Source organism: Shewanella sp. 433, from assembly GCF_059338565.1.
The window spans coordinates 787743-801129 of the sequence record NZ_CM181703.1; the positions used below are offsets into that span (position 1 = coordinate 787743).

Sequence of the window (13387 nt, forward strand, 5' to 3'; positions counted from 1 at the left end):
GAGAATAGGCACTAGAAGCTGGTCACACGGTTAATTTCGGCAATGCTGGTGACGCCGGCAATCACTTTACGCAGGCCAGAATCGCGCAGGTCACGCATGCCTTGCTCCTTGGCTTGGCTGGCAATTTGCAGCGAATTACCGCCTTCCATGATGGTGCGGGCAATTTCATCTGACATCTTCATCACCTCATAGATACCGACGCGGCCTTTATAGCCACCAGAGCAGTGCTCGCAGCCCACTGGCTTATACACGGTAAAGCCCTCATCGATTTGCATCTGGGTGAAGCCGAGCCTTAACAGTTCATCTTCTGGCACCTCTTCTGGCTCGCGGCACTCGGTGCATAGGCGTCTGGCAAGGCGCTGGGCAATAATCAAGTTGACCGAGCTGGCAATGTTATAGCCGGGCACGCCCATATTGATCAAACGGGTTAAGGTTTCGGCCGCCGAGTTAGTGTGCAGGGTCGAGAGCACTAAGTGGCCGGTTTGCGCCGCCTTGATGGCGATTTCTGCGGTTTCGAGATCGCGAATTTCCCCCACCATCACCACGTCGGGGTCTTGGCGTAAAAATGAGCGCAGCGCCGAGGCGAAGGTGAGGCCTGCTTTTAAGTTAATGTGAACCTGATTAACGCCCTCTAAGTTTATTTCGACCGGATCTTCGGCGGTGGAGATATTGCGCTCTTCGGTGTTGAGAATATTCAGCCCGGTATAGAGGGAGACGGTTTTGCCCGAGCCTGTAGGGCCGGTGACCAAGATCATGCCTTGGGGTTTAGCTAGCATCTGCTCATACAGCTCGCGCTGATCGTCTTCGTAGCCGAGCTTTTCGATGCCGAGCTGCGCCGAGGATGAGTCTAAGATACGCATTACGATTTTTTCGCCCCAGATGGTGGGCAGGGTGCTCACCCGAAAATCGATAGATTTAGTGCGCGACAGCTTCATCTTGATGCGGCCATCTTGTGGCACGCGGCGCTCGGCAATATCCAGCTTTGACATTACCTTTAGCCGCGCGGAGATGCGGCCCGAGAGATTCACCGGCGGCTCGGAGACTTGATGCAATATGCCATCGACGCGAAAGCGGATGCGGTAGCGTTTCTCGTAAGGCTCAAAGTGTAAGTCCGACGCCCCTTTACGGATGGCATCGGTCAAAATTTTATTGATATAGATAACAATCGGCGCATCGTCACTGGAATCCCCCGAAGGTTCATCATGATGCTTGTCGGTATCGGTAATTTCGATACCTGAGAGGGAGTCGGTATCTATGCCGTCTAAATCCAGCGCCGAGATATCCTCTTCGAGCACCTTTTCCAGCGCTTTGGTGAGTTTGTCATCTTCGACTAATATCGCCTCGGCGTGCAGGCCGGCGCTAAATTGAAAATCCTCAAGGGCAGCAATATTGGTGGGATCTGAGGTACCAATATAGAGGCGATTACCGCGCTTAAACAGCGGCAGGCAGCGGTGTTTCTCGATGAGTTTACGATTGAGAAAGTCTTCGGGGATGCTGCTTAGGTCAAATTCATTAAGGTCCAGTAGCGGCGTGCCATATTCTTCATAACAGAGCTCGGCTATTTCACGGGCGGAGAGCAGCTTATCGGCGACTATGGTGGAGACTAAGGATTGTTTCGTTTGTCGCGAGCGAGTGATTGCGGATGCGATCTGGGCTTCGCTCAGGAGTTGCTTGCGAATAAAGAGGGTGGATAATCCTAAGTGAAGACCGGTAGTTGGCATCTAAAATCTTTTCTAAAAGGATTTAATTTACAAAACCGAGAAACAAATCGTTCCTCGGTTTTGTAATTAAAACTTAATTATGAACCTGCAGTAACGTTGTCGCCAGCGCCTTCAACACACTGTTCGGTTGTCGCTCCAGAACCAGTTGATACTGCTGTATATGCTACAGTGCCAGCTTCAACTATTGTTGCTGTTACACTACAGCTGCCTTCATTAAAAGTGATATCTCCACCAACACCTTCGTCAAATGTTCCTACTGTTCCACCTAATTCTGTTACGTTTTCCATATCGCTGTTAATTGAAGCACAGCCGACGCCTGATTGAACGCATGTGACAGCTTTAGATGCATATGCACTTACACCTTTCATTGCTGCGCCACCGTGTGCTGAACCCACATAGTCTCTATAAGCAGGCAGTGCGATGGCGGCTAGAATACCGATGATCGCGACTACGATCATCAATTCGATCAGGGTGAAACCCTTAGCGTTGTTCATTTGTTGGTTCAATTGGATACCTTTCATTGTTACGCTCTCCGTCGGACGATAATTTTATCTTATTGTTTACTATTTATAGCTACTTATAACTTATAACTAACTAGTTGTAGCTAGCGCACCTAATTAACTGCCGTTCACTTGAGGGATCACTGCTGTGTTGCAGCGTTCACCTTGTGAAAGTTAGCATGTTAATAAGTTGTACTGCATGGGTGTATCGTATGTCGTTTCGGCAAACTACACCACTGCCGCTAGCCGTTATCTTAGCCGAATTACGACTTTCGACTGAGTAATTAGTCTAGCTTGGCGGTGAGCTGGCCGAAATGGCCATCTCGCCTGCTGTCAACGTTATTACAAAGTTAATCTAAATGGAACTCCCTATGACAACAAAGTACTAATTTAGCGATAAATTTGTCTAATGGGGAGATGGTTTTGTCAAAATAGTTCTAACATTTTTTTGTCGTTAACTAAAGAAATGACACTTAGGCCAGATACGTCAAAAAAATGGTGTTGCTTAAATGAGCGGGTCTGTTGCGCAGGTGCAAAGGTCAGTCAAATTGTTGTCAGTCGTAAGTCGTACACTGGTGCTAAGGGGAAGACGGTACTAAGGCTAGGGGTTAGGGGTTAGACGGTACTAATGCTAGGGGTTAGGGGTTAGACGGTACTAATGCTAGGGGGTAGGGGCTAGGCTTGAGCTGCTTGCTACTCGATTTTAGCTTTAAGCGCTCCTAGGTTTTTGGCCTAGGAGCGAGGCAAGGAGGACTACTCTTTTAATCTTAAGGAGAGATCCAGTGCTTTGAGGTGTTTGGTGAGCGCCCCGACAGAGATGTAATCGACACCTGTGCTGGCAAAGTCGCCGATGGTGTCTAAGGTGACGTTACCCGATACCTCAAGCTTAGCGCGCAGGGCCTCGGGGTAGCGGTTATTAAGCTCGACCGCCTGTAACATCATGGTGACGTCGAAATTGTCCAGCATCACGATATCGCTTTGGGCGTCTAAGGCTTGGATTAACTCGTCGAGGCTTTCGACCTCAACTTCGACCAGTTTATCGCTGGCCAGTTGGCGGGCGGCGCTGATGGCGTTGGCAATTGAGCCACAGGCCATGATGTGATTTTCTTTGATTAAAAAGGCATCGTATAAGCCGATACGATGATTTTGTCCGCCACCACAGGTGACCGCGTATTTTTGCGCGGTGCGCAGCCCTGGGATGGTTTTGCGGGTATCGAGCAGTTTACAGTGAGTGCCAGCGATCCTATCGACATAATGTTTCGTTAGGGTGGCCACGCCCGATAAGGTTTGGATAAAGTTCATGGCGGTGCGCTCACCGGTTAAGATGGCGCGCGCCGGACCGGAGAGTTCACACAATACTTGATTGGGCACGAGTAGATCGCCGTCATCGACATGCCAATGCAGGGCGACTTCGCTACCGAGCTGATTAAAGACCTGTTCTGCCCACGCCTTACCGCAAAACACCCCCTCTTCACGGGTGATCAGTGTTGCCTGTGCGTAGCGATCGCTGGGGATCAGTTGGGCGGTAATGTCGGCACTTAGCTTCTCTTGGGCGCTCAAATTACTGTCCGCTTGGTAGCCTAAATCTTCTTCGAGGGCGATTTTAACCGCGAGTCTTATATCATTTTCCAACATGTTTCTGTCCTCTGTGAGCAGCAGTCTTGGGTGACGGTTGTCGGCCTAGGCTCATTTGTGCCGTTGATGAATCATTCGGGTGGCGTCAATGCCTAGCGGTGTTATGCCTGTGGCTCGTACTCGTTACTCGTATAGTCGTTGCTAGCACTCTTGTTGTGTATCTCGATGATATCAAATCCGAATCTGAAAAAGCAGTGTAAATTGTAGATTGAATTTTAGTGCTTATGGCCGCTAAAAGAGCGATTTGTCATCAAGAATCATGCTAATAACTGACTCGCTAGCGGCGGGCGCAGGGTAACGGAAGCGTTGGAGGTGATTCATACTGGGTTTACCGCGCACTGCTGACGGCTTAACTAGCGAGGCAAGGCAAATGCAGGTAAAGTGAGTTTCGCGTTTATTTTTGCTATGTTGAGCGCGGTTAATCGGCGCTTATAGCTTTGGCTTAATAGCCCTTAGTGAATAGGCCTAAGTTAATACAGGTCTTGGTTAATAGAGCTGGGTCAATAGATTAGGCGTAAGCTTGGTTTAGCATGCGCCATGGCGACATAAGCCGATAGCCAACTTAGATAAAAGTCGTGAGAGGCAAACTAGCCCCATTCGAGGCAAGATGAGTAAACTAACAATGCAAGGCGATGGCTGGGTTAGCCACGCAAGGCGGTGTGTATCGCCGCACTTTAACCTGCGTCCTTATGGTGAGGTGAGTTTATTGGTGATCCATAACATTAGCTTACCGGCAGGACAATTCGGTTTGCCCTATATTGATCAGCTGTTTCAGGGCTGTATTGATGTGAGCGCCGACGACAGTTTTTGTGAGTTGGCCCAATTAACCGTATCGGCCCACTTTTTAATTCGCCGCGATGGGGAATTAGTGCAGTATGTCAGCTGTGATGACAGAGCTTGGCATGCGGGGGTGTCGTGTTATCAGGGGCGTGAAGGGTGTAATGATTTTGCCATTGGGATTGAGTTAGAAGGTACAGATGATATTGCTTACACCGATGCCCAATATGCAACATTACAACAATTAACCTTAGCCTTGTTTGCGGCCTACCCTATGCTCAATGGCGAGCGAATAGTAGGACACTGTGATATCGCGCCTGGGCGTAAAACCGACCCAGGTGCGAGTTTTGACTGGTCTAGGTATAAGCAGGGGCTACTCGGATAAGCCGATTGATTGGCAAGGTATTGTTATTTAGGTGATATAGCGCCTGGGCGTAAAACCGAACCAGATGCGAGGCGCGAGTTTTGACTGGTCTAGGTATAAAAAGGGTTTACTCGGGTAAGCCGAATAAGACGATTAATGACAGGGTAAGGAGACTGAGATGGCGCTGTTTTCGTTATTGATAGCGATTATGATTGAGCGGTTAAAGCTGTTGCCACAAGCTTGGCAGCTAGAGACGTTATTGGCTTTATATAGCAAAACGTTCTTTGGAGCTAAATCGCTGAAAAGTGAGCCAATGATGCTGCTGGCGCTGTTGTTACCCGCGGTGAGTGTACAGGTGTTGGCTTGGTTTGTCGAAGGGATGTTTTGGGGGCTTATTAGCTTACTGCTATGGGTGGCGGTGGCCATTGTATGCTTTAGTCATCTCAAGCAGCGGCAAGTCTTTAAGCAATATATTCAAGCGGCCTGCCGAGGGGATGCGCAAGCATGTTATCACTTTGCCGAGGCGCTTGATCCCAGTGTTAGCCTCGATGCGATATCGGAAACCGACTTAGGCGCCAAAGTCGGCCAGACTGTGGCTTGGCTTAACTACCGTTTTTATGGCGCTGTGGCGCTGTATTTGATTTTCTTTGGGCCAGCTGGCGCCGTGCTTTATTGTACCGTGCGTTATTTTTATGATGAGGCCGCTAGCCAAAAAATCCACTTACCGCTGGTGGGCTCGGCGTTGACTGTGCTTGATTGGTTACCGAGTCGCCTGATCGCGTTTGGTTATGTTTTGAGCGGTCATTTTTCGGCTGCTTTTAGTCGCTGGCGTCGCTTGGCGTTGCAGTGGCAAATGCCAGCCAAAACCCTACTGACCGAAGTGGCCCTAGCGGCAGAAACTATCGAGCCTTCATCGACCACACCGATATGCGTGCAATCGACTATCTCTTTGCTACAGTTGAGTAAGCGTAATTTTATCCTCTTGGTCACGGGCCTTTCTTTGTTAACGATATTTGGTGTCGTGGCATAGTCGCCGAAAGGTAAAGGGGGATGAAGGTCGGCCTTGTGAGTGGTAAATGGTCTGACCCCTTGCCGTAAAATTTCCGCTATCCTCACAAATTCTGAGGCAGTATGAAGCAGATCACGAACTAGACATCTGAAATGTGATTTGATAAAGTGCGCTCAGTCAATTAAATTGGTAAGACCAATTTACAATAGGAGCTGAGGCCCATATGGCTTATAGCAAAATCAACCAGCCAAAAATCTCTGACGTGATCATGGGTCAGTTGGAGCAGATGATCCTCGAAGGGAGTCTGCAACCGGGACAAAAATTACCGCCAGAGCGTGAATTAGCACTGCAATTTGAAGTCTCTCGACCCTCTCTTCGTGAAGCCATTCAAAAGTTAGAAGCAAAAGGATTGTTGCTCCGTCGTCAAGGCGGTGGCACTTATGTCAAAGAACAACTTTGGCAGAGCCTGGCAGATCCTATTGTGGAGCTGATGCACAGCGATTCTGAGAGTCAATACGACCTACTCGAGTTTCGTCACGCCACTGAAGGCATGATGGCTTATTTTGCGGCGCTTCGGGGTACCGATGCGGATATGCAAAACATCAAACAAAAAATCCAAGCGGTAGAAGCCGCTCCTAATATTGAGGAGCAGGCTGAAGCGATCGTGTGTTTTTATCGCGCGGTTGCCGAGGCATCACATAATGTGGCGATGCTACACTTGGTATTAAGTTTATCTCCCGTGCTGCATAAGAATGTGGCGCAAAACTTAGAGTTGCTTAAGCGCAGAGCTGACGCCTCTAAGATGGCAAATGAGCATCGGCGAGATCTACTCGCCGCTATCGTGCGCCGCGATCCCGACGCAGCAAGAGAAGCCTCGAATGAACATTTAAGTTATATCGAGGAAGTGATGTTGTCTGTGCGGGAAGAAGACAGTCGGTTGCAGCGTAGTCTGCGCCGCTTAAAGAGTGGTGTTTAGGCAAAGGTCCTTAGCAACATTTTTTATCACTTAATTCATATTATTCATGTATATAGGGAAGGACTGCGAAATGTCTGAACATATGCTACAAGATTTAGATCCGTTAGAGACTCAAGAGTGGGTAGATTCACTGCAAGCTGTATTAGAGCAGGAAGGCCCAGAGCGCGCGCACTATCTGTTAGAAAAGCTAATCGATAAGGCGCGTCGTAACGGCACCCATCTACCTTATAAAGCGACGACTGCGTATTTAAATACGATTCCTGCTGGCCAAGAGCCACACATGCCAGGCAACCAAGAGATGGAGCGTCGTATCCGCGCTATCGTACGTTGGAATGCCTTGGCTATGGTACTGCGCGGATCGAAAAAAGATCTTGAGCTAGGTGGTCACATTTCCAGTTTTGCCTCTAGTGCCACGATTTACGATGTGTGTTTTAACCACTTTTTCCGCGCGCCTAATGAAAAAGATGGCGGCGATTTGGTGTATTTCCAAGGTCATATCGCGCCGGGTATCTACTCGCGTTCATTCCTTGAAGGGCGTATTACCGAAGATCAGATGAACAACTTCCGTCAAGAAGTTGATGGTAAAGGTCTCTCTTCATACCCACACCCTAAGTTAATGCCTGACTACTGGCAGTTCCCTACAGTTTCTATGGGTCTTGGTCCTATCCAGGCGATTTACCAAGCCCGTTACCTTAAGTATCTTACCGACCGTGGTCTGAAAGATTGCTCTGAGCAAACCGTATACTGCTTCTTGGGTGATGGTGAGTGTGATGAGCCAGAAACATTAGGTGCTATCGGCCTTGCTGCTCGTGAAGAGTTGGATAACTTGGTGTTTATTGTTAACTGTAACTTACAGCGTCTCGATGGCCCTGTGCGTGGTAACGGTAAGATCATCCAAGAGCTTGAAGGCGAGTTCCGCGGCGCCGGCTGGGAAGCGGTTAAAGTGATTTGGGGTCGTTACTGGGATCCACTATTAGCGCGTGATACTAGCGGTAAGCTACTGCAGTTGATGGAAGAAACCGTTGATGGTGAATACCAAAACTGTAAAGCCAAAGGCGGCGCGTACACGCGTGAGCACTTCTTCGGTAAGTACCCAGAGACTGCCGAGATGGTGGCTAACATGTCTGACGATGACATTTGGCGTCTAAACCGTGGTGGTCATGATCCTGTTAAGATTTTTGCTGCGCTGCAGCATGCTAAAAACACCAAAGGTCGTCCAACGGTTATCCTAGCCAAAACCGTAAAAGGTTATGGTATGGGTGATGCGGGTGAAGGTAAAAACATCGCTCACAACGTGAAGAAGATGGGTGTTGAATCACTTAAATACTTCCGCGATCGTTTCAATATTCCGATTAGCGATGACCAATTAGAAGAGATTCCTTTCTATCATCCCGGTGCTGATTCTGAAGAAGTTAAGTACCTTAAAGCGCGTCGTGAAGAGCTGCATGGGGCAATGCCTGCGCGTCGCTCTAAATTCTCAGAAGATCTAGAAGTGCCATCACTGAAGATTTTTGATTCAGTGCTTAAAGGCTCAAACGGGCGTGAAATTTCAAGCACCATGGCGTTTGTGCGTATTTTGACTGCACTGCTCAAAGACAAGAAGATCGGTAAGCGGATCGTGCCAATTATTCCTGATGAAGCACGTACTTTCGGTATGGAAGGCCTGTTCCGTCAAGTGGGTATTTACGCTCACGAAGGGCAGAAGTATATCCCACAAGACTCTGATCAAGTGGCTTACTACCGCGAAGATAAGTCGGGCCAAGTACTGCAAGAAGGGATTAACGAGCTAGGTGCTATGTCATCTTGGGTCGCGGCGGCAACCAGTTATTCGGTTAACGACATGCCAACGATCCCTTTCTATATCTATTACTCTATGTTTGGTTTCCAACGTATTGGCGATATGGCATGGGCGGCTGGCGATATGCGTGCGCGCGGCTTTATGGTCGGTGGCACCTCAGGGCGTACCACGCTTAACGGCGAAGGTCTGCAGCATCAAGATGGTCACAGCCATGTATTAGCCAACACAATTCCAAACTGTATCTCTTATGACCCCACTTACGGTTATGAGATTGCGGTTGTGGTTCAAGATGGTATCCGTCGTATGTATGGCGAAAACCAAGAAGATATCTTCTACTACTTGACCACAATGAACGAAAACTACGTTCAGCCAGAAATGCCTGAAGGCGCCGAAGAGGGTATCGTTAAAGGTATCTACAAGCTTGAGTCTGTTTCGGGCAGCGGCAAGGGTAAGGTACAGCTTATGGGCTGTGGCACCATCCTTGAGCAAGTGCGTAAAGCGGCGCAAGCGCTGGCAAAAGATTTCGGTATTTCGTCAGATGTCTATAGCGTCACTAGCTTCAACGAGCTAACTCGCGATGGTCAGGCTGCCGAGCGTTACAACATGCTGCACCCAACTGAAACGCCAAAGCAGGCTTACATTAGCCAAGTGCTATCGAGTGATGCTCCTGCGATTGTGGCCACCGACTATATGAAGATATACGGCGAGCAACTGCGCGCGTATGTGCCAACCGATTACAAAGTACTCGGTACTGACGGTTTCGGCCGCAGTGACAGCCGCGAAAACTTACGTCATCACTTTGAAGTGGACGCTAAGTTTATTGTTATCGCTGCACTTAAGTCACTTGTTGACCGCAATGAATTGCCAGTGGATGTGTTGACTAAAGCGATTGCTGAATATGGCATCGACGTTGACAAGATCAACCCACAGTACGCGTAAGGGGACAGATAATGGCTGAATTAAAAGAAGTGTTAGTCCCCGATATTGGTGGGGATGAAGTACAAGTTATCGAGATCTGCGTTGCTGTCGGTGACAGCATCGAAGCAGAAGAGTCGATCATCACGGTAGAAAGCGATAAGGCGACCATGGATATTCCTGCGCCTTTCGCGGGTACCCTTGCTGAGCTGAAAGTGGCCGTGGGCGACACAGTGTCAGAAGGCACCTTGATTGCGATGATGAGTGCCGCGGGGGCAGAGACTGCAGCGCCTGCGCCAGCAGCGGAAACGCCAGCACCAGCCGCGCCGGTTGCTGAGCCTACTCCTGTAGCCGCACCAGCTGCTGCAGCGCCATCGGCGTCACAAATCATTGAAGTGACCGTGCCTGATATCGGTGATGCGTCAGATGTTGATGTGATTGAAGTATTAGTGGCTGTGGGCGACAGTATCGACGTGGATACAGGGCTTATTACCCTTGAAACCGATAAAGCTACCATGGAGGTGCCTGCACCTGCTGCAGGCGTGGTGACTGAACTGAAAGTCGCTGTGGGTGATAAGGTGTCTCAAGGCTCGCTAGTATTGATGCTGCAAGTTGCTGGTGGTGAAGCCGCTGCGCCTGCACCCGTTGCAGAGGCTGCTCCAGCTCCTGCAGCCGCGCAAGCAACAACTACGGTTGAAGTGAAAGAGATTGCCGTGCCAGATATTGGCGATGCATCTGATGTCGATGTGATTGAAGTGTTGGTGGCTGTCGGCGATATGATTGAAGCCGACCAAGGCCTTATCACGCTTGAAACCGATAAAGCGACCATGGAAGTGCCAGCGCCATTTGCCGGTAAACTGGTGTCGTTAACGGTGAAGGTGGGCGATAAAGTGTCTCAAGGTAGTGTGATTGCTACGGTTGAAACTCAGTCTGCTGCGCCAGCTGCAGCACCTACACCAGCCGCAGCGCCCGCGCCAGTTGCTCCTGCTGCGCCTGTACAGGCTCCAGCGGCCAGTAAGCCGCCAGTACCGCATCACCCAAGTGCCGGTAGCACGCCTAAGACAGGCGCAGTTCATGCCTCACCTGCAGTGCGCCGTTTAGCACGCGAATTTGGTGCCGACTTAAACCTAGTTACTGGTACTGGACGTAAAGGACGTATTCTTAAGGAAGACGTTCAGGCGTTTATCAAGTATGAGCTAAGCCGTCCAAAAGCCACTGCGGCGACAGCCGTTGCGGGTGGCGCTGGTGGGCTGAATGTGATTGCCGCACCTAAAGTTGATTTTGCTAAGTTTGGTGAAGTGGAAGAAGTACCACTGAGCCGTATTCAGAAGATCTCGGGTCCAAACCTTCACCGTAACTGGGTCACGATCCCGCATGTGACACAGTTCGATGAGGCCGATATCACTGAGATGGAAGCGTTCCGTAAGCAGCAAAATGAGCTGGCGGCTAAGCAGAAGAGCGGCATCAAGATCACCCCATTGGTGTTTATGATGAAAGCCGTTGCTAAGACACTGCAACAGTTCCCAGTGTTCAACGCTAGCTTGAGCCCTGATGGCGAGTCGCTGATCAAGAAGAAGTACTACCACATCGGTGTGGCGGTCGATACGCCTAACGGTTTGGTCGTGCCGGTTGTTCGTGATGTCGATAAGAAAGGCATTCTTGAATTATCTGCCGAGCTGATGGAGATCTCTATCAAGGCCCGTGACGGTAAGCTAAAAGCGACCGACATGCAGGGCAGCTGTTTCACCATCTCTAGCCTTGGCGGTATTGGTGGCACAGCATTTACACCGATTGTGAATTACCCTGATGTGGCGATTCTTGGTGTGTCTAAGTCAGAGATTAAACCTAAGTGGAATGGTAAAGATTTCGAGCCTAAGTTAATGTTGCCGCTGTCTTTATCTTATGATCACCGCGTTATCGATGGCGCTATGGCCGCACGCTTCAGTGTGACGCTGTCAAGTATGCTGTCCGACATACGCACACTTATTTTGTAATGATTAAGGCTACTCAGGTTGAGTAGCCTTTTGTTTAACTCGTTGAAAGGTTAAAATGCGGCCACCTTACAAGAACATACGTTCAAAAGCTGGCGTCATACAGCGTTGGGCCGGGATTCCTCCCAACGGAATGAAAAAGAATAGAGGAAAACATGAGTAACGAAATCAAAACTCAGGTAGTGGTATTAGGGGCGGGTCCTGCGGGCTATTCAGCGGCATTTCGTGCTGCCGACTTAGGGCTAGAGACTGTGATCGTTGAGCGTTTTAGCACCCTTGGTGGTGTATGTCTAAACGTCGGCTGTATCCCGTCAAAAGCGCTGTTGCATGTATCTAAAGTGATTGAAGAAGCGAAAGCGATTTCTCATCACGGTGTGGTCTTTGGCGAGCCACAGATTGATCTTGATAAACTACGTGAGTTTAAGCAAAGCGTCATTAGCCAGTTGACTGGCGGTCTTGGCGGCATGTCTAAGATGCGTAAAGTCGACGTCGTTAATGGCCTAGGTAAGTTTACTGGTCCTAACACGCTTGAAGTGGCCGGTGAAGATGGTGTTAAAGTGATCCACTTTGAAAAAGCCATTATCGCTGCGGGTTCTCGTCCAATCCAGTTACCGTTTATTCCTCATGAAGATCCACGCATTTGGGACTCAACTGACGCGCTAGAGCTGAAAGAAGTTCCTGGTAAGCTGCTGGTTATGGGCGGCGGTATCATCGGTTTAGAGATGGGTACTGTGTACTCTTCACTGGGTAGTGACATTGACGTGGTTGAGATGTTCGACCAAGTGATCCCTGCTGCCGATAAAGATATCGTGCGCGTGTACACGAAGAAGATTAAGAAGAAGTTTAACCTTATTCTTGAAACTAAAGTGACCGCAGTAGAAGCCAAAGAAGATGGTATCTATGTGTCAATGGAAGGCAAAAAAGCCCCGGCTGAGCCTGTGCGTTATGACGCAGTATTGGTTGCCATTGGTCGTACGCCAAACGGTAAGTTAATCGACGCTGATAAAGCGGGTGTTAACATCGATGAGCGTGGTTTCATCAATGTAGATAAGCAGCTACGCACTAACGTGCCGCACATCTTCGCTATTGGCGATATCGTGGGTCAACCAATGCTGGCTCACAAAGGTGTGCATGAAGGCCATGTTGCCGCTGAAGTGATTGCGGGCATGAAGCACTACTTCGATCCAAAAGTGATCCCATCAATTGCGTACACAGACCCAGAAGTGGCTTGGGTAGGTGTTACCGAGAAAGAAGCTAAAGAGCAAGGCATTGCTTACGAAACGGCAACTTTCCCATGGGCGGCCAGTGGACGTGCAATCGCTTCAGACTGCGCTGACGGCATGACTAAGCTGATTTTCGATAAAGAGACTCATCGCGTTATTGGTGGTGCTATCGTGGGTGTTAACGGTGGCGAACTACTGGGTGAAATTGGTCTTGCAATCGAAATGGGTTGTGACGCAGAAGATTTAGCCTTAACGATCCATGCTCACCCAACCCTACATGAGTCAGTGGGTCTTGCCGCTGAAATCTACGAAGGTTCAATCACTGATTTGCCTAATCCTAAGGCAAAGAAGAAAAAATAACCTCAAGTTATTAAAAAAAGCGCTCATTGAGCGCTTTTTTTTTGTTAATCTAATTCCACCTTTATTTTTATCATTTCTTTTACAAAAGGTTGAGTGCGATAACAACACCTCTATTATG

General features: G+C 49.1%; 9 protein-coding genes. 6 read left to right on the forward strand and 3 right to left on the reverse strand.

Features of this window, described 5'->3' with window-relative positions:
• Positions 1–11 precede the first annotated feature (11 nt).
• The 3 genes from pilB to nadC form a co-directional block, all read right to left on the reverse strand.
• Positions 12–1721 (reverse strand): type IV-A pilus assembly ATPase PilB, encoded by a 1710-nt coding sequence (gene pilB, locus AC5YB1_RS03640; protein WP_494520757.1) that lies wholly within the window; start codon positions 1719–1721, stop codon positions 12–14.
• 77 nt (positions 1722–1798) lie between these two features.
• Positions 1799–2215 carry a prepilin-type N-terminal cleavage/methylation domain-containing protein gene (locus tag AC5YB1_RS03645; RefSeq protein WP_494521571.1) on the reverse strand — a complete coding sequence of 139 codons (417 nt, stop codon included), beginning with the start codon at positions 2213–2215 and terminating at the stop codon, positions 1799–1801.
• Positions 2216–2974: 759 nt separating this feature from the next.
• Complete coding sequence (gene nadC, locus AC5YB1_RS03650; protein ID WP_494520758.1) at positions 2975–3856, reverse strand: carboxylating nicotinate-nucleotide diphosphorylase; 882 nt, start codon at positions 3854–3856, stop codon at positions 2975–2977.
• 607 nt (positions 3857–4463) lie between these two features.
• Here nadC and ampD point away from each other — a divergent pair.
• From ampD to lpdA, 6 genes are all read left to right on the forward strand, one after another.
• Positions 4464–5018, forward strand: coding sequence for a 1,6-anhydro-N-acetylmuramyl-L-alanine amidase AmpD (gene ampD, locus AC5YB1_RS03655; RefSeq protein ID WP_494520759.1), 555 nt, complete (start codon positions 4464–4466; stop codon positions 5016–5018).
• Positions 5019–5175: 157 nt separating this feature from the next.
• Positions 5176–6027: a beta-lactamase regulator AmpE gene (ampE, locus tag AC5YB1_RS03660; RefSeq protein WP_494520760.1), complete on the forward strand. Its 852-nt coding sequence runs from the start codon at positions 5176–5178 to the stop codon at positions 6025–6027.
• Positions 6028–6229: 202 nt separating this feature from the next.
• Complete coding sequence (gene pdhR / locus AC5YB1_RS03665; RefSeq protein WP_494520761.1) at positions 6230–6982, forward strand: pyruvate dehydrogenase complex transcriptional repressor PdhR; 753 nt, start codon at positions 6230–6232, stop codon at positions 6980–6982.
• A 70-nt stretch (positions 6983–7052) separates the two neighbouring features.
• Positions 7053–9719, forward strand: coding sequence for a pyruvate dehydrogenase (acetyl-transferring), homodimeric type (aceE, locus tag AC5YB1_RS03670; protein WP_494520762.1), 2667 nt, complete (start codon positions 7053–7055; stop codon positions 9717–9719).
• A gap of 11 nt (positions 9720–9730) precedes the next feature.
• Positions 9731–11689, forward strand: coding sequence for a pyruvate dehydrogenase complex dihydrolipoyllysine-residue acetyltransferase (gene aceF / locus AC5YB1_RS03675; protein ID WP_494520763.1), 1959 nt, complete (start codon positions 9731–9733; stop codon positions 11687–11689).
• A 152-nt stretch (positions 11690–11841) separates the two neighbouring features.
• Positions 11842–13269 carry a dihydrolipoyl dehydrogenase gene (gene lpdA, locus AC5YB1_RS03680; protein WP_494520764.1) on the forward strand — a complete coding sequence of 476 codons (1428 nt, stop codon included), beginning with the start codon at positions 11842–11844 and terminating at the stop codon, positions 13267–13269.
• The last annotated feature ends 118 nt before the right edge of the window (positions 13270–13387 follow it).

What these genes read in the sequence shown, in the direction of transcription:
- AC5YB1_RS03645 (WP_494521571.1), bottom strand. Translation starts at nt 2,215, where the DNA reads ATGAACAACGCTAAGGGTTTCACCCTGATCGAATTGATGATCGTAGTC.
- nadC (WP_494520758.1), bottom strand. Translation starts at nt 3,856, where the DNA reads ATGTTGGAAAATGATATAAGACTCGCGGTTAAAATCGCCCTCGAAGAA.
- pdhR (WP_494520761.1), top strand. Translation starts at nt 6,230, where the DNA reads ATGGCTTATAGCAAAATCAACCAGCCAAAAATCTCTGACGTGATCATG.
- pilB (WP_494520757.1), bottom strand. Translation starts at nt 1,721, where the DNA reads ATGCCAACTACCGGTCTTCACTTAGGATTATCCACCCTCTTTATTCGC.
- aceE (WP_494520762.1), top strand. Translation starts at nt 7,053, where the DNA reads ATGTCTGAACATATGCTACAAGATTTAGATCCGTTAGAGACTCAAGAG.
- lpdA (WP_494520764.1), top strand. Translation starts at nt 11,842, where the DNA reads ATGAGTAACGAAATCAAAACTCAGGTAGTGGTATTAGGGGCGGGTCCT.
- ampE (WP_494520760.1), top strand. Translation starts at nt 5,176, where the DNA reads ATGGCGCTGTTTTCGTTATTGATAGCGATTATGATTGAGCGGTTAAAG.
- ampD (WP_494520759.1), top strand. Translation starts at nt 4,464, where the DNA reads ATGAGTAAACTAACAATGCAAGGCGATGGCTGGGTTAGCCACGCAAGG.
- aceF (WP_494520763.1), top strand. Translation starts at nt 9,731, where the DNA reads ATGGCTGAATTAAAAGAAGTGTTAGTCCCCGATATTGGTGGGGATGAA.